We start from the raw sequence: 23,528 nt of genomic DNA on the forward strand, positions 1-23,528 counted from the left end.
TTATGATAATTCTTTGATATACCAAGCATCCATCGCACCATGCTCTGAACCAGCTAATGGCTTTTCAAGGGCGCGGAAACCTAATTTGCTGTATAGGAGATTCGCGACTTGGAGTTTCGTTAATGTTTCTAAATAACAGTGTGTATAGTGGTTCTTGGCGAAGTTCAGTGCCACATTCATCAGTTCCCTCGAAAGGCCCAGCCCTTGAGCTTCAGGTGTGATGTAGAGCTTTTGCAACTCGCAAATCCCCTCTTTTTCTCCAAACGGTGCAATCCCTACACCGCCGACCACTTCATCTTTTTCATTGACGATAACCCAATACTTTGCATTCGTTTCTTGCTTATAGAATTGGTATAAACTGCTTAGTTGCGGGTCAAAGTAGGCTGTTCCTGGTATGTCTAAGCCAAAAGACTCCAATGACCGTTTAATAATCTGCTCCATTGCTTTATTGTCTTTTTCTTCAATTTCACGAATTCGCATGATCTCAACCCCTAGTTATCTAAACATTCTATTTTGGCATGATGTATTTTTTAATTATATACCAAATGATTAACCAAAAAGGAGATTGAGTTTTTTGGAGGAACCTTGCCATTTTGTTCGACAAAATCCGGGGCGTCCCTGTGACTTTTTCGACAAACAGCCTATCCTCTTTAAAGGTTTTGTAAATCTTTGTAAAGGCTTTATAAAATTTGTTAATCTAGGAATTTCTAAAACCTGATTCTATTGAACTGTTTGAAGGAATGGATTTGCTTTCTTTTTTCGTGTCAAGAAACGTTTTCCTTATCAATAGTCTGTTTCCCCTTCTTTTCACCTAAGACCTACTAATTGTTTTTTCTTCACTTTACACGTGTCCGTTCATATTCTTTACATCTCCTAAACAGTCTAAATGAAATCCTTACGTTAAAGTTATCCATTTTTTATGAATATCCACTAAACTGCATAGGAGATGCAAAATAGGAAGGGGAATGGATATGCTTCACCAACAAAAAAGAACACAGATCAAATTAAAATGTTTAACTGCTATGGCGGCTCTTGGGTTGGCTTTTACAGTCGGAAGTCCAGCTTCATCGGCCCTCGCGAAAGCGGAAGAAAAGCCGAAATTTGAATTCGGAATTATCCCAGATATACAGTATTGCGACTGCGAGATTAATGGTACGCGTCACTACCGTGTATCAGTGGACAAGCTGAAAGAGGCTGCACAAACACTGAATCAGGAAGATGTGGCGTTCACGGTTCAAACAGGTGATTTGATTGATCGCAATCTTTCAAGCTTCTCAACCATTCTGCCAGTCTTCAACACGATCGAAAGTCCGAAATACCATGTTCTTGGCAATCATGACTTTCCTGTACCTACAAACGAGGTGGTCGACATTCTTGAAATGCCAAATCAATACTATGATTTTAAATACAAGAACTGGCGCTTTATTGTCCTTGATACGAATGACCTTAGTCTTTATGCCAATCCGGTAGATTCTGAAAAATACAAAGAAGCTCAAAACATGTACGAATCGTTAAAAGCCAACAATGATATCAACGCACAAACTTGGAATGGCGGGATCAGCGAGGAACAGCTATCATGGCTTCGCGGGGTCCTTGATAAAGCCGCACAAAGACAGGAAAAAGTTGTTGTGTTCTCGCATATGCCTGTCGCGCCTGAAAACAATCACAATGTCTGGAACGATGAGGCTGTCGTGAAAGAATTAGAAGCACACGGAAACGTCGTTGCTTATTTTAACGGTCATAATCATGCTGGCAACTACGATTTAAAAAATGGTATTCACTACGTAAACCTTGAAGGCATGGTCGAAACCGCTGATACCACTTCCTACTCCATTGTCCGTGTGTTTAAGGATCATTTAGAAATCGATGGTTTTGGCCGTGAATCAGATCGTGTATTAAAAATTCAGTAAAGTTGGAAATGACCCTCTGTTCATGAACAGAGGCCCTTCCCACAAAATGATAAGGATCCCATTTTAATAATAGAAGGAGTAATCGAAATGAAGAAACTCGTAATCTTATTAACTGCCCTACTGTTGTTCATTGTTCCACTAGGCTCCGCTTTTGCAAGTGAACCGCTGGAGACATCCGACAAAGCTATTTCATTAAAAGTAATGTCTTATAATATCCATCATGCTGCAGGGATTGATGGTGTTTTGAGTTTAGAGCGCATCGCAAAGGTCATTGAAGATTCAGGGGCTGAAATCATTGGTCTTCAGGAAGTGGACAACCATTGGTCTGAAAGAAGTGAGTTTGAAGATCAAGCTAAGTGGTTAGCTGATCGTTTGGGTATGCATTATACTTATGCCGCAAACCTTGACCGTGAACCTACAAATCCAGGGGAACATCGCCGCCAATATGGAACAGCCGTTTTAAGTAAATATCCGATTATCCAAGCAGAGAATTACCCGTTAACGAAAATTGGGAACACCGAACAGCGCGGTTTATCTGAAACGATCATGAATGTAAAAGGACATCATCTAAAATTTTATAACACTCATTTGGCATTAACGTCTGCTGAGCGTGAAATCCAAATCCAAGAAATCATTGAAATCGCCGGTAAAACAGAAGGTCCTAAAGTGATCATGGGCGATCTGAATGCCAAGCCTGACAGCACGGAAATGCAGCCATTACTCGCACAATATAAGGATTCATTCGCCGATCAAAACGAAGCTTATACCATTCCAGTTGAGAATCCGAATAGAAGAATTGACTATATTTTCACCTCGAATGAAATGCAAACAGCTCATTCGGAAGTCATCTCAACCATTGCGTCCGACCATTTACCAATCGTAACGGAGATAACATTTGATCCGACTGTATTTAAAAAAGGCAACTAGTTTTGTCCGACAAATCCCGGGGCGTCCCTGTGACGTTTTCGGGTTGTTTCGACAAAAAACCGGGGCACCCTCACAAAGGCGCCCCGGTTTGCTCTTGTTTTTATGATGCTTTTCGTTGGGCTTTGCCGGCTTTTTTCCATAGGTCTTCCATTTGTTCGAGGGTTTTGCCTTTTGTTTCAGGTACCCATTTCCAAACGAAGATGGCGGATAGGACGCTCATTAGTCCGTAGAAGCCGTAGGTCATGCCGCCGCTGTATTCCATCATCATTGGGTATGTCGAAGAGATGAAATAGTTGGCAGCCCATTGTGCAGCTACGGCGATGGCAACGGCTTGGCCACGAATTTTGTTCGGGAAAATCTCGGAGATTAGTACCCAACAAATTGGTCCCCAAGACATCATGAATGATGCCGTATAGATGATAATAAACACCAATGTACTCATGCTGATAATGTTAGCAAACGCTAAGCCTGCTACACCAAACATTCCAATTGCCATCCCAATCGAACCAGTGATTAACAATGGCTTACGTCCCCAACGGTCGACAGTATAAATCGCAACCACTGTGAAAACGACGTTAACAAGGCCCATAACAATTGTCTGCAACATTGAAGCATCTTTCGCCGCACCCATGCTTTCAAAAATACGTGGCGCGTAGTACAAGGCAACGTTAATTCCAACGAATTGCTGGAACACAGACAATAAGATTCCGACAACAATCACTAATTTACCGTAAGCAAAGATTTTTTCCGTTTTTACATTTTTAGCAGATTGGACAGTTTGTTTGATTTCCCCTAAAACCAACTTCGCTTGCTGCGCTCCATTGATTTTCGTGAGCACCGCTAGTGCCTTGTCATCTTGCTTTTGCATCGCTAAATAACGTGGCGTTTCAGGTACAAACAATAATAATAATCCGAATAACAAGGCTGGAATGGCCTCAGAAGCAAACATGTATCTCCAACCAATTTCATCAATCCACTCAATTGGTTGCCCTTTTGCAATGCCCCAGTTAACAAAGTAAACGACAAGCATTCCGAAAATAATCATAAACTGGTTAAACGAAACCATTTTTCCGCGAATATCAGCTGGTGCAATTTCCCCAATATACATTGGCGTAATCGCTGAAGCCAACCCGACGCCAATTCCACCGATAATTCGGTACAGGTTAAATGTTAATAGTAAAGCAAGTGTTGGCTCTCCTGCTGTAAAAAACAAAAACTCTGGAAAAGCAGATCCTAGTGCGGATACGAAAAACAACACCGCAGCCACGATTAAAGACTTTTTCCGGCCAAACTTTGAAGCAAAATAACCGGAGATGAGTCCCCCGATAATACATCCAATAAGTGCACTCGAAGTTGTTGCTCCGTGAGCGAAGGATCCCAATCCTAAGCTATCAATCAAGTAAACTTGGATCGATTTTTCAGCACCAGAAATAACCGCAGTATCATAACCAAAAAGCAAACCGCCAATCGCAGCGACAAGAGTAAGCGAGAAAATATACAATGCATTTCGTTGTTGTTTCATAGCTTTTTAAGACGTTCACAAGTGAAGCGGTTCCATTTTACCTAAAGCGCTTTCTTATTAACTCCACCATGCGAAGTGTCTTTTCCTCCTTTATATGATAGTCTTGTTCCCATTAGAGAGTAATTGTTCAGCGTACATCCCCTACACTAGAAATCTGCGTAATAGGATCCTCTGAGCCTTTATGATACCTTTGAAACTCACATACTATTGTTTCCGTTTACATTTTATAAAGAAAACGTTTTCCTGTCTTTAAAAGATATTTTAGCATACCAATCTTAGTTTGTCTAATAGATAAACTATGTAAAAAGACACTTTTTTTCACAACATAGCTAATTTTTTTTAAGAGGCCTATTACTCTGGTGAAAACCGATTAAATGGTGATTCATTACGGAGACTTCCCATTTGATAAATGCACTAGAAACTAATTTTAAGAGGTTATAAAAAAATAGACATGAAACCCATGTCTATTTTTACAATCAGTATAATTAAATTTTAACCATCTTGCCTGTCTCAACAGCCTCGTAGCATGCTTCAATCACGCGCATGTTTTGAATCGAAGAAGCGCCCGTTTGCAAGGGTTGGCTGTCGTTTAAGATCGCTTGGGAGAAATGCTCAACTTCCAAACGATAAATATCGCCATTGACTTTTTCTTCACGAACCATTCCATTCACCTGTGTGATGACTAAGCCGACGCCGCCATTTAGGTCTGGCCGGAACGCGAACGGAACTCGGATGGTTCCTTTAGTCCCAACCACTTCATACTCATTGCGACCAGTCATGTCAAAGCTACAATCGATAGCCGCTGGAATGCCATTTTCCATTTCGAGATAAATGAAGGAAGACAAATCCACGTCATTGTTTGCATCTTGCTTAGCAATCCCTTTTGCTAATACCGGTTCTGCTTGAAGCACAGTGCGTAAAACATGAATCGAATAGCAGCCAATATCGTAAATCGCACCGCCACCCATTTCTTTTTTAATGCGAATGTCTCCTTCGCGATCATTTAAAAAGAAAGAATGACTAGATTTAAACAATTTCACTTCGCCAATTTCCCCTGAAGCGATAATGTCACGCACGCGCTGATGCTGCGGATGAAACTGGTACATAAACGCCTCCATATACTTCACGCCATGTTTCTCACAAGCAGCAACAATTTCTTCTGCCTCTTGAGCGGTTAACGCTAGCGGTTTTTCACAGAGCACATGCTTCCCTTTTTCAGCAGCCTTTAGGACCCATTCTTTATGTAAATGGTTCGGAAGCGGAATATAGACGGCATCGATTTCCTGATCTTCCAATAAAGCATCATAACTTTCATATGCTCTCGGAACTTGCAGCTCAGCCGCTACTTCATGAACTTGACTTCCGCGACTCGCGATCGCGACAACTTCAGCCAAATCCGCTCGCTTAATCGCGGGAATCAGCTGCGTTCTTCCAATATTTGCTGTACTTAAAATACCCCATTTAACTGTTGCCAATGGTTGTTCCTCCCTACAATCATTCAGATTTTTAATAAAAGAAAAGGGACGGATTAAGACGCCCCTATTTGTCATTTCTACTATATATGATTTTTACATGTAGATGGTAATAAAATCCTTTTTATTTTTTGGATTTTTTCTAAAACTTTGTTGCTCAGAATAAAAAATACGACTGAATATGCTTGGCTGTACTAAAAACAGCAGCTCTTTACGCGAAAAGAGTTTGTTAAGTATTTAAACATGATTGCGTTAAAATCGGCTTTAAGATATTAACAACAGCCTATTTTTTACTAGCAATATCAATCCAAACGGCGAAAATTAAGATCATTCCTTTGACAATGTACTGCCAGAAGGCTTCGATGTTCATCATACTCATTCCGTTATCAATGCTCGCCATAATCAACGCACCGATTAAGGCACCGATGATCTTCCCGCGGCCACCAACTAAGCTTGTTCCTCCAATCACGCAGGCTGCAATCGCATCAAGTTCATAGTTGGTACCCGCACTCACGGTCGCAGCATTCAAGCGACTCGTTAATAGCACGCCAGCAACACCGGCAAGACCGCCCATTAAAATAAACACCCAGAGCGTATTGCGCTTAATGTTGATTCCCGATAACGCGGCCGCCTCTGGATTGCCACCAAGTGCATAAATCGAGCGTCCGAATGCGGTTTTATTGGAGACAAAAATGAAGATCCCAGCTAAAAAGACAACAATTAAAATCGGGACCGGAATTCCTAAATAACGGTTCAACATATAAGTGATTAATAGAATAAAAAAGGAATAAAGACCAATTTTGCCATAATCCATTGTTGCAGTTGGAATGATCAATCCCATTTGCTTCCGTTTCTTGCGATTATTCAGGGTCCAAAACACTAGAATCCCGATACTCACAACCGCTAAAATATAACCAGGAATATAAGGAAAATAGCTGTTTCCAATTTGCTTAAAGCCGTCGTTCATCGGCGAAACGGTTTGCCCTTTGCTTAAACCAATTAAAATTCCGCGGAAAACGAGCATTCCACCAAGGGTGACGATGAAAGCTGGCACGGCACGGTAAGCCACCCACCAACCTTGCCATAATCCAAACAACATCCCGATGGCAATCGCGGCAATAATCACCGAGAATGTGCTCCAACCATGCCATACTTGTAAAATCGCCGCGATTCCTCCAGTTAACCCAACAAGTGAACCGACCGATAAATCAATATGACCAGCAACGATAATAAGGGTCATCCCGATCGCCAGTACTGCGATGATGGACATTTGTGTAAACAAGTTGGAGATATTTCTTGATGACAAAAACTCGCCGCCGGTAAACGCGGTGAAAATGACGGCAATTAAAACAAGTGCAATGATCAACGTGAACGATTGAAGGTCAAATTTAAAACTGACTCCTCGTTTCGCTTGAGTGGTGACTCCATCTGCTGTTGGTAGCGGCTTACTCATGTTTATTCCCTCCCGTAGCACACATCATGATTTTCTCTTGTGTTGCTTCTGCTCGTAAAAACTCACCGGTAATGGTTCCTTCGGCCATGACCAGAACGCGGTCTGACATTCCTAACACCTCAGGAAGTTCCGAGGAGATGATGACGATGCCAACTCCTTCTTTGACAAGCTCGTTTATAATTTTATAAATTTCATATTTCGCTCCAACATCAATTCCTCTTGTTGGCTCATCTAGAATCAACACTTTCGGATTGGTCATCAGCCATTTGCTAAGCACCACTTTTTGCTGGTTGCCTCCACTTAACTGGCCAACCTTTGCTTCAAGGTTCGGTGCTTTTAACTTCATCTTCCCTGTCAGTTCAGCGGCATGTTTGACTTCGAGCGCATTGTCGATGACTTTTAATTTCATGACTTTATTTAAGGCAGCCAACGTCGTATTTTTCGTAATATCCATTCCAAGCACGAGCCCGTAACGTTTCCGGTCTTCTGACACATAAGCAAGACCTTCTTTAATCGCATCCGCTGGCGTTTTAATATAGGTTTCTTTGCCGGCAATTTTTACATAACCAGAGATTTTTCCTTTTAAGCCGCCGAACAAACTGATAAACAATTCAGAGCGCCCGGCCCCCATCAATCCGGAGATTCCAAGGATTTCGCCTTTTTTTAATGTAAACGACACATCGTTGATCACTTGCTTTCCTTTATCGTCAATAACGGAGTAATTTTGAACTTCCATTATGTTTTCTTCATTTATTGGGCGTGGTTCGTAAGGGAATAGCTCAGTGAGTTCCCGGCCAACCATTTTCGCGATGATTTTTTGCTCAGTTAGGTCATGAATGAAATCTGTACCAATTGTTTGACCATCACGTAAAATCGTGACAGAATCGGCAAGCGCCATGACTTCGCCTAGTTTATGAGAAATATAAATGCACGTAACTCCCTTATCACGGAGTTCATTTAATAGCCCCATCAACACTTCGACATCACTTTCTGTTAAAGCCGCTGTTGGTTCATCTAAAATGAGAATATCTGTTTTTTTCGTCAATGCTTTCGCAATCTCGACTAACTGTTGTTTCCCGACCGTTAAGTCGCCCACTTTTGTTTGCGGGTCAATTTTTAATCCAATATGGTCAAGTGATTTTTGAGCTTCGGCATAAATTTTATTCCAATTGATCACTTTCGCGCGCATCAGGTCATGACTTAAAAACAGGTTCTCGGCAACCGACATTTCTTCGACTAACGCGAGCTCTTGATAAATGATGCCTACACCTGCATCTTGTGACTCTTTGATTGACTTAAACTCTACTTTTTGACCGTTAATGAGAATTTCTCCTTCATATGTCCCGGAAGGATAAACACCACTTAACACTTTCATTAACGTTGATTTGCCCGCGCCATTTTCGCCACAAAGTGCATGAATTTCCCCTTTTCGCACCGAAAAAGTCACATTATCCAGAGCTTTCACTCCAGGGAATTCTTTTGTGATTCCCCTCATTTGTAGCGCATACTCCTCCATACTAGCTCGTCACCACCTAAAAAGGTTCTTTTGTTGTGATCCGTTTTATTATTAGCTTTCTAGATTGTTAGAGGGAGCAACATATTGTCTGCTCCCACCTTTCCTTACATTCGTGATTTTATGGACGAGCAGGGCGCTCGCTTTCAGGTACATTTTTATAAACATCGTCATACGAATGGAATCCATCCGCAATCACGGTGTCGATGATGTTTTCTTTGCCAACGCTGATTGGATCCAATTTGATGAATGGTACATCGATTTTTCCATTGTTTACAGTAGCATCCGCTGTTGGTGTTTCACCTTTTGCCAACTGAACGGCAACTTCAGCACTTTTTTCTGCAATCAGTTTGATTGGCTTGTAAACCGTCATCGTTTGTAGACCTTCCGCAATCCGCTGTACGCCTGCTAAGTCGGCATCTTGACCAGAAATAACCACTTTGCCTGCTAAACTTTGCGCTTCTAAAGCTTGGATCGCTCCACCTGCTGTGCTGTCGTTTGAAGCGACAACCGCATCAATATCATTTTTATTCGCTGTTAACGCGTTTTCCATAATTTTTAACGCTTCGTTCGCATCCCAGCCTTTTGCCCACTGGTCGCCGACGATTTCAATATCTCCACTATCCACAAGTGGTTGAATGATGTTCATTTGCCCTTCTCTAAACATTTTTGCGTTATTATCTGTTGGGGACCCACCCATTAAGAAGTACTTCCCTGAAGGAACTTGCTCAACTAAGTATTCTGCTTGCATTTCGCCGACACGTACATTGTCAAAAGAGACGTAGGCATCGATATCTGTCCCGTTAATCAAACGGTCATACGCTAATACAGGAATTCCTTCCGCTTTTGCTTGGTCAACAACGGTTGATAACGCATCGGAGTTGATTGCAATGATGACAAGTGCATCAATGTCTTGGGATAACATGTTTTGAATTTGTGATAATTGCTTTGCTTCATCGCCATTGGCAGATTGAACTAAAACTTCTGCTCCTAGTTCTTCTGCTTTTGAAACGAAAAAGTCACGGTCATGCTGCCAACGCTCTAATGTTAAATCAGATACAGACAACCCAATGCGAAGTGTATCCTCACTGCCGCCTTCATTTTCTGTTCCTGATGTTTTGTCAGCGCTTCCATTTCCAGCGTCTTGACCACAAGCTGCTAACATCATAACGAAGAACACAATCAGCAAAGCTAGTAAACTTTTACTTCTTTTCATATGAGTAAAGCCCCCTTTTGATATGAAATTCTACCTACATCAAGAGTGTACCACCGCCTATATTGTTTGTCTATTCTATAAACTAAGTGTTTTTAAAAATTTTTGAAAATTACTTATCCGTACTATTTTGTTCATAAATTAGCCTTAAAGTTTTTACACATTTATGAATTGTATTTGTGAAGGATTGAACAAAAGTTAAAAAAGACTAAAATTTACACTGTAGTTCATTTAGTCAATCAACATATTGGAGGTCTTTTGCGATGAAAGCTGCAGTTGTAAGTGCTACAAACCCAGGGAAAGTTGAGATTATTGAAAAGGAACTTCCGAAATTAGCATCTGGACAGGCTTTGGTAGATGTTGAATATTGTGGCGTGTGTCACACCGATTTGCATGTTGCCAAAGGGGATTTCGGTCCTGTTCCTGGGATCATTCCAGGGCATGAAGGCATTGGAATTGTCCGTGAAATTGCCGATGATGTGACAAGCTTAAAAGTGGGCGATCGCGTGAGTATTGCGTGGTTTTACCAAGGATGCGGAACATGTGAATATTGTTTAACCGGAAGAGAAACGTTCTGCCGCAATGTGAAAAATGCTGGGTTCACCGTTGATGGTGCGATGGCCGAGCAATGTATCGTCGTTGCGGACTACGCGGTGAAAGTTCCGGAAGGTCTTGATCCTGCGCAAGCAAGCAGCATTACATGTGCCGGTGTGACTTGTTATAAAGCGATTAAAGTTTCAGATATTAAACCTGGGCAGTGGATTGCAATCTATGGCTGCGGCGGCTTAGGCAACTTGGCGATCCAATATGCGAAAAATGTATTTAATGCGAAAGTCATTGCGGTTGATATTAATGATGATAAATTGCAATTGGCAAAAGAAGTGGGCGCGGATTTAGTTTGTAACCCACTAACGGATGGCGATGCTGGCGAGTGGATTCAAGCTCAAGTTGGCGGCGCACATGCAGCAGTGGTAACAGCAGTTTCGAAAGTGGCCTTTAACCAAGCGGTCAACTCTGTACGCGCAGCATCGAAAGTTGTTGCGGTTGGTCTCCCACCTGAAACAATGGATTTGGAGATTGTGAAAACGGTATTGGATGGGATCCAAATCGTCGGTTCTCTTGTTGGCACACGCAAAGACTTGGAAGAAGCGTTCCAATTTGGAGCCGAAGGCAAAGTCGTTCCAATCGTCCAAACAAGATGCTTGCATGAAATCAACGACATCTTCGAAGAAATGGAACAAGGCACCATCCAAGGTCGCATGGTACTTGATATGAAAAAACAAGAGCCAAAAGCTGTAGAGGCTCGAGCACGTGTAGAAGAACCAGTTGCAAAGTAAGACAGAATAGTACCTTTCCCCTACTGTAAGAATTTAAAAACCCTCCACTGACTGAGATCGTCGGTGGAAGGTTTTTTTGTTTGTTTCGACAAAATACGGGGCGTCCCTGTGACTTTTTCGACAAAACCCGGGGCGTCCCTGTGACTTTTTCGACAAAACCCGGGGCGTCCCTGTGACTTTTGCTTACTCCCCTGTTTCGATCATTCTTACAAAATCGTTTAATGTGTGGTTTTGAAGGATCATGATGCGTGGGAGTTCGTAGCGGTTGCTTTTGTCTGTGCTGAGGCCGCCGCCGACTTTGAAGGCGCCTTTGAAGCCTAATTGTTCTAGGACTGCGATGGTGTCAACGTTGTAACTTCCGTATGGATAAGCAAACACGTTTGTTGTTTTGCCTGTTAATTCTTTTAGTGCACTTGTTGCGTCATTGATTTCTGCGTATTGCGCATCCTTGCTTAAATCCGCTAACGCAGGATGAGTGACAGAATGATTTTGAATATCGATTCCTCGTTCCATAATCGAAAGAATCTCTTCTGATGTCATATTCCAGCTGCCATCTACCCAGTCAGAAACGGTAAACTGTGTAGCTTTCATACCGTGCTTTTCAAGAACCGGCATCACATAATCATCAAAATCATCCGAGTTATCATCAAAAGTTAACAAAATCGGTTTCTTCGGCATCGCTGCTTTTTTATCTAAAATGTTGAAATACTGCTTGATGGTTAACGTTCGATAGCCATTTTCTTTTAAATAACTCATATGCTTTTCAAATTCAGCAAGACTGAACTGATACGGGTTATAGGGATCTGGATTTGGTTTGACAACATGGTACAACAACACAGGAATTTCAATATTTGCTGGTTTTTTCGCTTCTGCTGGAGCAGTTTGACCGAAACTAGCAGCTACTGCTAATGCGAAAACCAACACCAAGCCAATGATTTTTTTCATTAGTACATCCCCTTTTTATTTTTAAAATGGTAAGTTTGCTAGACATGGTACACTTTGTTTGATTAGCAGACGAACAAAGTGTACCTAAACTAGTGTTCATTACGGATTAACCTTTGCTCCCCTGCTCAATGGCTTTTGGAAAATGGACAAGTCGAGATGGTCGGCCATTGCTTTTAAGCCTGCATCATTCGGATGCAAATGATCCCCACTATCATATTCCGGTAAAATTTTATCCAGCTGATTCGGGTCCGCTAGAATTTGATCAAAGTCAATGACGCCATCCACAATCGTGTTATTCCGGATCCACTCATTCACTTCCTGACGAGTCTGCTCGCCTTCTTCTGTAAAATAAACGCCAGGGTCGTAAGCATTAAATGGCGTCAGTGTTCCAACATAGATGCGGATCCCACGTTCATGAGCTTTCTCGGCAATCTCTTGGATTCCGGCAATGATTTTGTCTGCGTCAAAGACATGCGGCATATGTCCGATATCATTTATACCTTCTAAAAGAATTAAATCCGTAACTCCTGTTTGCGAAAATACATCTCGTTCAAGACGGTCAAGTGCCTTCACACCGAAAATTGGCGAGTCGGAAAGAATTCGATTTCCTGTTATCGCTGCATTAAGAACCGAAAACTGTTGGTTTTTTATCTCAGAATCAAGACGACTGTTTAAAACATCCGTCCAGCGGCGATTTTCATTCGGTGTTGATAAATATCCATCGGTAATCGAGTCTCCCAGCGCCACAATGACACGTGACTTTTTATTGGAATCTGTCAAAACATCGACTCCTGAAAGCCAGAACCATGAATCAACCGTTTGGTTGAATGCGCTTCCATTAGTGTTATCCGTAAAATCACCTTGTTCAGAAATATAGGTTGTTTGACTAGAGATCGGGTGCCATGTCGCTGGGCCACTTTCATTGGCTAGATATACACTAACCGTTAAATCCTTCCCGTCTTTTACCTCAAATTCAACGGGATCGCTGAAAAGTTCCTCCCCAGCAGGAATCGTAACCTCCTCGTTTCCGGAGAATGTTACGTTTTGAACAGTACCGGGAATGACTTCTGCTTCCGTTTTGGTGTCTGCTACGGTCACTTTCTCAAATGTCAGCGGCTGGGTACCAAAAACATTGGAAAAGCGGATTCGAACCATTGAACCAGTTGCATTGGGATGAACAATCATTCTGACGGTTTGATTTTCAAAACCTTCTTGTGATAAGCCACCTTCATGTGCTGCTAGCAGACTAGCAGACCAAGCTCCAACCCAATGACCAGACTTTCCAGCGCTCTGAGCTTCCACTGGTGAATCTTTCATCGCGGGATTGAGTCCAACGACAAACATCAAAACAGCCACAACAAAGAGGACGAACCTTTTCTTCCTCATAAAACCTCCTCCTTTATTCATTTTTGTAACTCTATTAACAAATGAATATTATCACAAGCCCCCACAACTCAACTATGTGAATATAAGACTATTTACTAGACATCAACCAACAAGATTCCCCTTCTCCCCTGGCTATTGTCCTATATGTCTCGACAAATTCCGGGGCGTCCCTGTGACTTTTTCGACAAAACCCAGTGTCATTGTGACTTTTCGGTAACTCTTGGGCTATAATTTAGCTATGAACTACAAAAGAGGTGGGCTTTATGGCATCGATGATTAAGGTTTCGAATTATTGTATGGAGAATGCTGAGGTTCTTGCGCAGAAAATTGTAGATTTGGTGATTGCGAGAATGGAGTTGGTTCTCCCAGATTCAGAGAAGGAGCAGACTGCTCAGATGTATGTGGATTTTCTGAAGTCGTTTGGGGAAATGCTCTTGAATCGGGATGTTCAGGATGTGCCGGATTCGTTGATTGAGTGGAGCAAACAGAACTCTGAGCGGGCATTATCGGTGGAGGGAAAGATTTCACGAATCCTCGTTCGGTATCCTCCGACGCGAGAAATTCTGACTGACCTTTTAACCGATCTGAGTGTAAAGTTTGAACTGACGCTTGAAGAAAATGCGTTCATGATTAAAGTCATTAATACTATGCTTGATATCAGTCTGAATGAAACGATTCTCGCATTTGAGCGCCTATCTGACCAACAGCAAGAAGAAACAGACAAAGAATTGGCGGAATTGTCTGCTCCAATCGTTCCCGTAAAAGATGGGATTGTTGTATTGCCATTAATCGGTGTGCTCAATCCATATCGTGCAACGTATATCAAGGAAAAAGTGATACCGAGAATTGCCGAGTTAAAAGTCGATTACGTCATTATGGACTTTTCTGGATTACTGTCGCTTGATGTCGAAGTTGTACACTATCTCCACCAAATCGAAGAGATGATCTGTCTTATGGGAATCAACATCCTGTCCACTGGCATTCGTCCAGATTTAGCGAAGGTTGCCGTTCATAACGGCATTAACCTAACTGGTACTAGCCACTACGGAAACGTGAAACAAGCGCTCGAGAGCATTTTGAGCAAAGATGTCGACGAAATAAATTCATAATGGACACGAGCGCACTGCTTATCGAACAAGCTAGTACACGCATGGCAGCTCCTATTTTATTTCATCAAAAAGACCACGGCTATTGCCGTGGTCTTTCGACATATCTCGGGGCGTCCCTGTGACTCTTTCGACATATCTCGGGGCGTCACAGGGACCTTTTCGACAAAACTCGGGGTGTCACAGGGACTTTTTCGACACCCCCAGGACACGTCCCCTTTAATCAACCAAGATATAAGTGGCTTTGATTGGGCCGTGGACGCCGACGATGAGGTTCATTTCGATGTCGGCGCTGTTGCTTGGGCCGGAGATGAAGCTGACGTAGGATGCGCAGTCTTCGCCTTGGGCTTGGGCTCGGTGTATTTGTTGGGCGGCTTGGGTCATTCGTGGCACGAGTGTGCTTTTTGGAATGACCGCAATAAATGTTTTCGGCAGCAAGCTGATGGAGCGGCCATTGTTTTTATTATTAAACAATGTTACCGTCCCAGACTCCGCCAACGTAATGTCACTGTACACAAGCCCAACATCCGCCTGTTCAGCAATTCGTTGATTTTCCTTGCCAGCCGCAGGATCCCACACATGAACATCCAACTGCTCACGAGCTTCCTCAAAAAACTCCGCTACGCCAAACTCCTGATGACGCGGGTCATTCGACGTAACGATTAACTTGCCTTCGTAGCCTTCAATCGTTTCTTGTAACACTTTGGTTAACCCCGCACGGTCAGTTCGTTTAAAAGTGGTATGAATCACTTGACAATGTTTTTCCAGCACTTCCGCCAACTCGTCCTGATTCATGCCTTTAAAAACTTCTTCTTGCGGAGTGACACTCCACTGCGGACGTTCTACTCCTTCGGTTCGGCGTTCCCGTCCAAGACGAGACGCCAACTTATTTAAAAACTCTTCACGATTTTCGATTGTCATGAAGTTTCACCATCTTTCTGTCTTTGCTTAAACCAAGCGCGGAACGATTGACCTTGAGGCGCATAAAAATCACGTGCATCCGTCCAATCTTTTAATGGTCCAGGACCATTTTCAATCATGCCGTCTTTTGTCCATGGTCCAAGCGCAGGCTTGGCCATTTTCGCGCTAAGATTATAGATGCCAGGACTAGAGGACCACTTGGCAAAACCTTTCATCATCAATTTTTCAGCCGTTGGAGCTTTCTTCTCTTGCTCGACAATAATTTGACGATGACGAATCAAATGTTCATGCAATGGAATTTTAACTGGGCAAGCTTCGGTACAGGCAGCACACAATGTCGATGCATACGGAAGCTCTTTATGATCATCGTATCCTTCCAACAATGGCGTGATGACTGCACCAATTGGACCAGGATAAATTGAGTTATACGCATGGCCACCAATATGGCGATATACTGGACAAGCGTTAATACAGGCTGCACACCGAATACAATGGAGCGCAGATTGAAACTCAGTTCCGAGAATCTTCGAGCGACCATTATCAACCACAACAAGGTGGAATTCTTCCGGTCCGTCGATTTCCCCTTCCAAACGAGCGCCCGTAATCGCCGTAATATAACTTGTTAGCTTCTGGCCTACCGCAGCACGCGTTAACAATCCGACGAGAACTTCCATCTCTTCCCAAGTCGGAACAATCCGCTCCATTCCCATTACAGAAATGACGGTATCCGGAAGACTCGTTACCATTTCAGCATTTCCTTCATTCGTAACCAATGTCACCGCACCAGACTCGGCAATCGCAAAGTTACAGCCGGTAACCCCAACATCGGCTGCTAAAAAGTCTTGGCGCAATTGCTCCCGCGCAAAAGCGGCCATTTCTTCTGGCGTGTCCGAACCGGTATAGCCTTTTTTCTTCGCAAACGTTTCGCGGATTTGTTGTCTGTTTTTATGCAAAGCAGGTGTAACAATATGGGATGGTGGGTCTTCGTCCAATTGCAAAATCCATTCCCCAAGGTCAGATTCGACAACTTCCGCACCGACTTCTTCAAGCGCTTTGTTTAAACCGATTTCCTCGGTCACCATCGATTTCGCTTTTACAACTTTCTTCGCTTGCTTCTTTTTAATGATGTTTTTCACATACTGGTTCGCTTCTTCTGCTGTTTCTGCAAAGAACACGTGACCGCCACGGCGAGCGACATTGTCACTCAACTGCTGCAAATAATAATCCAAGTTTTGTAGTGTATGTGTACGAATCTCAGACCCTAATTCGCGCCAATCTTCCCAGTTTCCAAGCTCTGCTGCCTGCGTTAAGCGGCCATTGCGGAATCTTCCTTGCGCGGACGAAACAGCTTGCCGCATAAAATCATCTTCAATTCCGGTTTGTACCCGGTCTTTATATGGCACTTCACCAAGTTTGATACTCATTTCTTCCCCTCCAGTCTTAGTGAGTGTTCAAAATTTCTGTAATATGAACAACCTTTACGTTTTTTCCTTCACGACGCATTCTGCCACCGATATTCATCAAACAGCCCATATCTGCGCCGACTAAATATTCGGCCTCTGTTTCTGCCACATGGCGCGACTTTTCACTCACCATCTCCTGCGAAATCACGGGGTTTTTCACCGAGAACGTCCCACCGAAACCACAGCAGTCTTCTTCCATTGGCAAGTCAACCAACTCTACACCTTTCACATTGCGCAACAACATCTTAGGCTGTTCTTTTACGCCAAGAATTCGTTTCATATGACAAGAGGAATGGAACGTCACTTTTCCTTTAAAAGTCGAGCCCACATCGGTAACCCCCATCACATCAACAAGGAACTCGGTAATCTCGTAACATTTCGCTGCAAAACGCTTTGCTTCTTCTGCCCACTCAGGGTCATCAGCAAAAATCTTCGGATATTCTTTCAACATCCCAACGCAAGACCCAGATGGACCAACGACATATTCAGAGTGCTTAAAAGCCTTCATCATTTGCTTCATCGATTGTTTCGCTTCTTGCAAATATCCACTGTTATAAGCAGGTTGTCCACAACAAGTTTGTTCCATCGGATAATCGACTTCACAACCAACTCGTTCTAAAATTTCCAGCGTATTTTTCGCCACATCGGCAAACAGAATATCGCTCAAACAGGTACTAAATAAGGAAACTTTCATGTTTGTTCACCTCTTTTTAAAAATGGCTCTTTTCTCAAGCTTTGTTGCTTTTGAACACAAAAAATCGACTGAAAGAGCGGTAAATTGCTTCATTTATGAGAAAAGAGCGTGCAAACTTTATTAAACATACGAAATGGGTACTATTGTGTTAAAATCGGCTTTGGGATTTTAACAACAACCTTTCCGAAAACAGCCTTACTCGACATATTTAAAAAGTCGGTCTTGAACATTTTGCAAATGATTCAACATCGCTTGCCGGGCTTCGTCCGGCTGTTTCTTTTTAATCGCTTCAAAAATTCGTCTATGCTCGATTTTTAAATCTTCGACTTGGTGCTCCGAATACAACAGCACTTTCCGCGTTTCTTGAATCGTCTCGGAAATTAGTGCTGACACACTGCTCATCAAATTCATCAGCAACTTATTATGTGTCGCATTGGCAATGGCCAGGTGAAAATCGAGGTCCGCTGTTGACGCCAGCTCTTCATTTCCATCTGCATGCTCCATCACAATCAGTGCTTTTTCAAGCGCAAGCAAATCTTCTTCTTCCCTGACACAAGCGGCTTGAGCCGCCGTGCCGATTTCTAAAATTTTACGAACTTCGTAAAGCTCTTTCACATCTTCAAGCTTCATTAAAAATGCACTCGTGACTGGCAACTGAAATTTGGACGGATCAAAGGTATTCACATAAGTCCCTTCACCTTGCCTCATTTCCACAAGCCCCATTGTCCGTAGTCCACTTAACGCCTCGCGAATCGTCGAGCTTCCGACTTCGAAGTTTTTCGCTAATTTTTCAACCGAATCTAATTTATCACCAGGTTTTAATTCACCATTTTTAATTAACTCAATTAAACTATCTGCAACTTGTTCATACACCTTTTTCACACGAACTCGTTTATATGGCATAACGTTTCAGCTCCCATCTACCTTCTCTATTATACAGAGATTTGCTATAGTCATAAGATGTTCGCTGCTTTTTCCAGTTTATAGAAGATTTAAAAAGATAAACCCAGCTACACCCGCAAGCAGTCCGTAAAGAATCGCCGGGATTAATGTTTTGCGGATAATTTCGCCTTCTTTCCCAGACAAGCCTACAACCGCACTCGCCGCAACAACATTATGCACACAAATCATATTACCCGCGGCAGCACCAATGAGTTGAACCGCTAACACAATGTTGGACTCTAATCCAACGGAATTCGCAACATTGTACTGAATCGGCGAGAATGTGAGTGTCGACACCGTTGCACTTCCGGTAATAAACGCTCCTAATTCCCCAAGGAATGGCGCAACGAAAATCCATACTGACCCGAGCGAACTAGCAAATGATTCCGCAATATGTTGCGGCATACTCACAAGCTCGTTCAAGTTAATCCCTGAATTTACAAATACCTGTACCATGGCAAGCGTAGCAATTAAGGAAATCGCTGTCATTTTCATCGTGGATAACGACTCTTTCGCTGCATTGACAAACGTTTGATGCGATTTACGTTGGAAGATAAACGCCAAAATTGCTGCAATCGTTAAAATCGTTCCTGGTGAATACAGAAATTCCCAAGAAGATGTTACCCCTTCAACTCCTAAAATATTGCGCCAAGTTAAATCGATGGCCTTCGTTGTGAACTCTTTGAGTGGTGCTACAATTCGTGTTAGCAACAATAAGAGAACGACCATGATGTATGGCGACCATGCTGTCACAATGCCCATGTTTGATTTTTCCGTTGCAATTTTAAAGTCTTTTCGCATCGCTTCTTTCCATTCTGTTTTTGGAAGTAAGAAGCCTTTCTTTGCCGTCAAAGTCGCGACAATCAGTGTAAACAGCGCCGCTAAAATCGAAACAAACTCATGTCCAAACAAACTTGCTGCCAAAAACGCACTTCCTGTATAGACGATCCCGATCATCAGTGTCCATGGCAGCATCGGCCATGCATCCTTGATACCGTTTCCAAAGAACACTGTTAAAATCACCATTAAAATAAATGGAATAAATGTACCCGCTAATAAATCAAGACTTGTCACTGTAACCGCAATATCTTGGAAAAAAGGTGTGTCGGCACCAGGGATATTGCTTAACCCAACGGCTACTGGCGTTCCAACCGCCCCAAACATCACCGACGTACTATCCGCGATCAAAGCAATCGTTGCCGCGGCAATCGGCTGAAATCCCAACGCAACCATTAATGGCCCCGTCACCATCGCTGGTGTTCCAAATCCTGCTGCGCCTTCAATTAACGCTCCAAATAAAAACGCAACAACAATGACTTGCACCCGCATGTCACCTGAAATGCTTTGAAAACCTTGATTAATGCGCACCACCGCTCCGGTATTTCGCAGCGTATTCAGTAGAACCAATGCCCCAAATAAGATCCATAGGATCGTGAATGTTTTATGTACTCCTTGAAAAACAGACGAAAGCACAACTTGTCCTTCCATCCCCCAAACCGTAAGCGCTAACAAAATCACAATAATAGAACTGATTGTCATTCCTTTTGCAGCTGGCATTCTTAACAGCACAAGGAACAGAAACGGAGCAATAATAGCACTTAATGCGACCAGCAATAACATCAATAAATTTCCCCCTAGTTGTCTGAGTGTTTAATAGTTTTTAAGCGTTTACAAATACAATAAGGTGTCAGGTCATCAGATGACCTTATCATTATATTGACATATTTATTAAAATTTCACAACGAAAAAATAGTTTAAAAGATTTCTACTCTTTCAAAGTTTAAATGGCTACATCCGTTTACACATCTCAATTTGTAGGAACATACAATATCTAAAAATATTTCTTTTAAAACTTTGGATAAAACTACATAGCACTTCCTCCCGTTCTTTTTTTATACTAAAGATATCGATAGATTGGGAGAGATGTTGAATGGGATTACATGACGTGAAAGATAAATTAATCGCAATTGTAGGCGCGGAAAACTATGAAGACTCAAAAGTGAGCCGTCTCGTTTATTCGTATGATGCGACCCCAGATATGCAAGCGTTACCAGATGCAGTGCTGAGCCCGCGCAACACAAAAGAAGTTTCGGAGATTGTGAAACTTTGCAACGAACACAAAATTCCGATTGTGCCAAGAGGCTCTGGTTCGAACCTTTGCGGGGGCACTTGTCCGATTGAAGGCGGAATCGTGTTGCTGTTTAAACATATGAACCAAATTCTTGAATTGGATGAAGAAAACCTCACGGTGACCGTCCAACCAGGAGCCATCACGCTCGATATCATCAACACCGTGGAAGCAAAAGGGTTATTTTACCCGCCAGATCCATCTTCTATGAAGATTTCCACGATTGGCGGCAATATTAACGAAAACTCTGGTGGCTTGCGCGGCTTGAAATACGGCGTTACCCGCGACTATGTGTTGGCGCTTGAAGTGGTCCTGCCGAACGGCGACATCGTCCGTACTGGCGGCAAACTGGCGAAAGATGTTGCCGGCTACGATTTAACGCGTTTGTACGTTGGTTCAGAAGGAACATTAGGAGTGATTACGGAAGCGACGTTAAAATTAGTGCCGAAACCAGAAACGAAAAAAGTGATGCTGGCGCATTATCAAGACCTCGAAGCCGCGGCACGCACGGTGTCATCGATTATTGCGCATAAAATCATACCGGCAACGATGGAATTTCTCGACCAGCCTACGTTGAAAGTGGTGGAAGACTTTGCGCAAATTGGCTTGCCAACCGATGTGCAAGCGGTGTTGTTGATCGAACAAGACGGTCCCCCTGAAGTCGTAGCTCGCGATATGCAGAAAATGGCGGAACTCTGTAAAGCGGAACAAGCTGTGTTTGTTCAGGTTGCGGAAACAGATGCCGAAGCAGAAGCGTTGATGACCGCTAGACGTGCGGCGTTATCTGCTTGTGCGCGCTTGAAACCGACAACGATTTTAGAAGATGCCACCGTGCCCCGGTCCGAAATTGCTCGGATGGTGCGCGGCATTAATAAAATTGCTGAAAAATATCAGTTGAACATTTGTACATTCGGTCATGCTGGCGATGGCAATCTTCATCCAACCGTTCCAACCGACGCACGTGATCATGAGGAAATGGAACGTGTTGAAGAAGCGTTCGCTGAAATCTTTGAACTGGCGATTGACCTTGGCGGTACGATTACCGGCGAACATGGTGTTGGCGTTATGAAAGCTCCATACTTGGAATGGAAACTTGGCAAAGAAGGCATCGGTGTAATGAAAGCAATTAAACAAAGCTTGGATCCGAACAATATTATGAACCCAGGCAAAGTGTTTGCGAAAGAAACGCGAAAAAGAGTGGTGGTTTCTCAATGACATCTGTGAAAGAACAACAAAGTATTCAAACAGAATTCCAAGCACGAATGGACCAAGATGAGCTGTTAAACTGCATGCGTTGCGGTTTCTGTCTGCCAACTTGTCCAACATATATCGAATCTGGTCACAAAGAAAGCCATTCCCCGCGCGGACGGATTGCTTTGATGAAGGCCGTAGTCGATGGCCTAATTGAACCAGATGAAGAAGTTGAACGCTCGCTGGATCTTTGTCTCGGCTGCCGTGCATGTGAACCGGTGTGTCCGTCTGGTGTAAAATATGGATTTTTACTAGAAGAAGCGCGCGACATTATTCAGCAAAACAAAAAGCATTCTGCGCCAGTAAAATTAGTGCGTAAAACGGTGTTTGAAGGGTTATTCCCCCACCAAGACCGAATGAGAATGGCGATGGGGCTTGTCGGCTTTTATCAACGTTCCGGTTTGCAAACCGTTACTCGGAAAACTGGAATAATGAAGCTATTCCCAGACAGTTTAGCTTCAATGGAGAAAGTCCTTCCGAAAGTGCCGACCTTGAAAGAAATGAAAAACCGTCCTGAACATTTGCCGGCAATCGGCACGCAAACGAAAAAAGTGGCGTTTTTTAGCGGCTGTTTAATGGATACGATGTTCTTGGAAACCAATAACGCGACGATGAAACTGCTGCAACATGCTGGCTGTGAAATTGTTACGCCGAAGAATCAAGCTTGCTGCGGCGCGCTTCACGGCCATAGTGGTGAAAAAGCTTCCGCGAAAGAACTCGCGAAACGCAATATCCAAGCGTTCGAAGATTTAGATGTGGATTATATTATTACCAATGCGGGTGGCTGTGGTGCGTTTCTCGTTGATTATGATCATTTATTGAAAGATGATCCGGCTTGGAGCGAACGTGCTGTTGCGTTTACCGCTAAAATCAAGGACATTTCGCAAATACTATATGAATTGGATTTTCATAAAAAGGTGAACATGCAGCTCCCTTACCAAGTGATCACGTATCAAGATTCTTGTCACTTGCGCAATGTGATGAAAACCGCGTCGGCTCCGCGTGCCTTGCTGGCGAGCATTCAAGGTGTGGAGTTCCGCGAGATGAAAGATGCCGACCGTTGCTGTGGTTCCGCGGGAATTTACAACATCGTCGAATCGGAAATGTCGATGCAAATTCTCGATTATAAAATGGCCCAAACAAAAGCCACCCACGCAACCACGATTGTCACCGCCAACCCAGGTTGCTTGTTGCAAATGAAACTCGGCATCGAGCGCGAAGGGTTGAGCGACAAAATGCGTGCGGTGCATATTGTTGATTTGTTGCTTGAGGCTGTGGAAAGTAGGCACTAAAGAAGTCTCAAAATTTCTTATACAATCTGTTTAAACCAATTCCATTTCCAACA

General features: G+C 43.1%; 19 protein-coding genes. 6 read left to right on the forward strand and 13 right to left on the reverse strand.

The genetic code is table 11. The features are described 5' to 3' along the window. Positions 1-480, reverse strand: a complete 480-nt coding sequence (locus M3182_RS21345; RefSeq protein WP_251559964.1) for a GNAT family N-acetyltransferase — start codon at positions 478-480, stop codon at positions 1-3. Between the two features lie 491 nt (positions 481-971). Here M3182_RS21345 and M3182_RS21350 point away from each other — a divergent pair, with 491 nt between their 5' ends. Together M3182_RS21350 and M3182_RS21355 are read left to right on the forward strand one after the other, a co-directional pair. Beyond that, positions 972-1,910 (forward strand): metallophosphoesterase, encoded by a 939-nt coding sequence (locus M3182_RS21350; RefSeq protein WP_251559966.1) that lies wholly within the window; start codon positions 972-974, stop codon positions 1,908-1,910. Between the two features lie 87 nt (positions 1,911-1,997). Beyond that, the gene (locus M3182_RS21355; protein ID WP_251559968.1) at positions 1,998-2,837 is read left to right on the forward strand and encodes an endonuclease/exonuclease/phosphatase family protein; all 840 of its coding nucleotides are present in this window, start codon (positions 1,998-2,000) and stop codon (positions 2,835-2,837) included. Between the two features lie 100 nt (positions 2,838-2,937). Here the strand turns inward: M3182_RS21355 and xylE are convergent, their stop codons facing one another. From xylE to xylF, 5 genes are all read right to left on the reverse strand, one after another. Further along, positions 2,938-4,359 (reverse strand): D-xylose transporter XylE, encoded by a 1,422-nt coding sequence (xylE, locus tag M3182_RS21360; protein ID WP_251426502.1) that lies wholly within the window; start codon positions 4,357-4,359, stop codon positions 2,938-2,940. A 485-nt stretch (positions 4,360-4,844) separates the two neighbouring features. Next, the gene (locus M3182_RS21365; RefSeq protein ID WP_251559970.1) at positions 4,845-5,834 is read right to left on the reverse strand and encodes a Gfo/Idh/MocA family protein; all 990 of its coding nucleotides are present in this window, start codon (positions 5,832-5,834) and stop codon (positions 4,845-4,847) included. Positions 5,835-6,114: 280 nt separating this feature from the next. Beyond that, the gene (locus M3182_RS21370; protein ID WP_251559972.1) at positions 6,115-7,284 is read right to left on the reverse strand and encodes a sugar ABC transporter permease; all 1,170 of its coding nucleotides are present in this window, start codon (positions 7,282-7,284) and stop codon (positions 6,115-6,117) included. After that, the gene (locus M3182_RS21375; protein WP_251559974.1) at positions 7,277-8,800 is read right to left on the reverse strand and encodes a xylose ABC transporter ATP-binding protein; all 1,524 of its coding nucleotides are present in this window, start codon (positions 8,798-8,800) and stop codon (positions 7,277-7,279) included. The genes M3182_RS21370 and M3182_RS21375 overlap by 8 nt, the downstream gene beginning before the upstream one ends. A gap of 118 nt (positions 8,801-8,918) precedes the next feature. Beyond that, a complete protein-coding gene (xylF, locus tag M3182_RS21380; RefSeq protein WP_251559976.1) occupies positions 8,919-10,013 on the reverse strand; it encodes a D-xylose ABC transporter substrate-binding protein in 1,095 nt (364 codons plus the stop codon). 260 nt (positions 10,014-10,273) lie between these two features. Between xylF and adhP the strand changes: the two genes are divergently transcribed. Beyond that, the gene (gene adhP, locus M3182_RS21385) at positions 10,274-11,347 is read left to right on the forward strand and encodes an alcohol dehydrogenase AdhP (protein WP_251426507.1); all 1,074 of its coding nucleotides are present in this window, start codon (positions 10,274-10,276) and stop codon (positions 11,345-11,347) included. A 183-nt stretch (positions 11,348-11,530) separates the two neighbouring features. On the opposite strand, the gene M3182_RS21390 is transcribed toward adhP, so the two are convergent. Beyond that, the gene (locus tag M3182_RS21390) at positions 11,531-12,292 is read right to left on the reverse strand and encodes a polysaccharide deacetylase family protein (protein ID WP_251559978.1); all 762 of its coding nucleotides are present in this window, start codon (positions 12,290-12,292) and stop codon (positions 11,531-11,533) included. 99 nt (positions 12,293-12,391) lie between these two features. Continuing rightward, complete coding sequence (locus M3182_RS21395; protein WP_251559980.1) at positions 12,392-13,678, reverse strand: SGNH/GDSL hydrolase family protein; 1,287 nt, start codon at positions 13,676-13,678, stop codon at positions 12,392-12,394. A 263-nt stretch (positions 13,679-13,941) separates the two neighbouring features. Between M3182_RS21395 and M3182_RS21400 the strand changes: the two genes are divergently transcribed. Further along, on the forward strand, positions 13,942-14,787 hold the full coding sequence (locus M3182_RS21400; protein ID WP_251559982.1) for an STAS domain-containing protein: 846 nt from the start codon (positions 13,942-13,944) through the stop codon (positions 14,785-14,787). Positions 14,788-15,003: 216 nt separating this feature from the next. On the opposite strand, the gene M3182_RS21405 is transcribed toward M3182_RS21400, so the two are convergent. The 5 genes from M3182_RS21405 to M3182_RS21425 form a co-directional block, all read right to left on the reverse strand. Continuing rightward, complete coding sequence (locus tag M3182_RS21405) at positions 15,004-15,705, reverse strand: LutC/YkgG family protein (protein ID WP_251559984.1); 702 nt, start codon at positions 15,703-15,705, stop codon at positions 15,004-15,006. Beyond that, a complete protein-coding gene (locus M3182_RS21410; protein WP_251559986.1) occupies positions 15,702-17,129 on the reverse strand; it encodes a LutB/LldF family L-lactate oxidation iron-sulfur protein in 1,428 nt (475 codons plus the stop codon). The genes M3182_RS21405 and M3182_RS21410 overlap by 4 nt, the downstream gene beginning before the upstream one ends. Before the next feature lie 16 nt (positions 17,130-17,145). Beyond that, positions 17,146-17,862, reverse strand: a complete 717-nt coding sequence (locus M3182_RS21415) for a (Fe-S)-binding protein (RefSeq protein WP_251559988.1) — start codon at positions 17,860-17,862, stop codon at positions 17,146-17,148. Between the two features lie 195 nt (positions 17,863-18,057). Then, positions 18,058-18,765 carry a FadR/GntR family transcriptional regulator gene (locus M3182_RS21420; RefSeq protein ID WP_251426522.1) on the reverse strand — a complete coding sequence of 236 codons (708 nt, stop codon included), beginning with the start codon at positions 18,763-18,765 and terminating at the stop codon, positions 18,058-18,060. 78 nt (positions 18,766-18,843) lie between these two features. Then, positions 18,844-20,424: an L-lactate permease gene (locus M3182_RS21425; RefSeq protein WP_251560044.1), complete on the reverse strand. Its 1,581-nt coding sequence runs from the start codon at positions 20,422-20,424 to the stop codon at positions 18,844-18,846. A 310-nt stretch (positions 20,425-20,734) separates the two neighbouring features. Here M3182_RS21425 and glcD point away from each other — a divergent pair, with 310 nt between their 5' ends. Beyond that, complete coding sequence (gene glcD, locus M3182_RS21430) at positions 20,735-22,147, forward strand: glycolate oxidase subunit GlcD (protein ID WP_251559990.1); 1,413 nt, start codon at positions 20,735-20,737, stop codon at positions 22,145-22,147. Further along, positions 22,144-23,475, forward strand: a complete 1,332-nt coding sequence (locus M3182_RS21435; protein ID WP_251559991.1) for a (Fe-S)-binding protein — start codon at positions 22,144-22,146, stop codon at positions 23,473-23,475. Before glcD ends, M3182_RS21435 begins: the two co-directional genes overlap by 4 nt. The last annotated feature ends 53 nt before the right edge of the window (positions 23,476-23,528 follow it).

The sequence above is a fragment of the Mesobacillus maritimus genome (assembly GCF_023715205.1).
Taxonomy (GTDB): domain Bacteria; phylum Bacillota; class Bacilli; order Bacillales; family Cytobacillaceae; genus Mesobacillus_B; species Mesobacillus_B maritimus_C.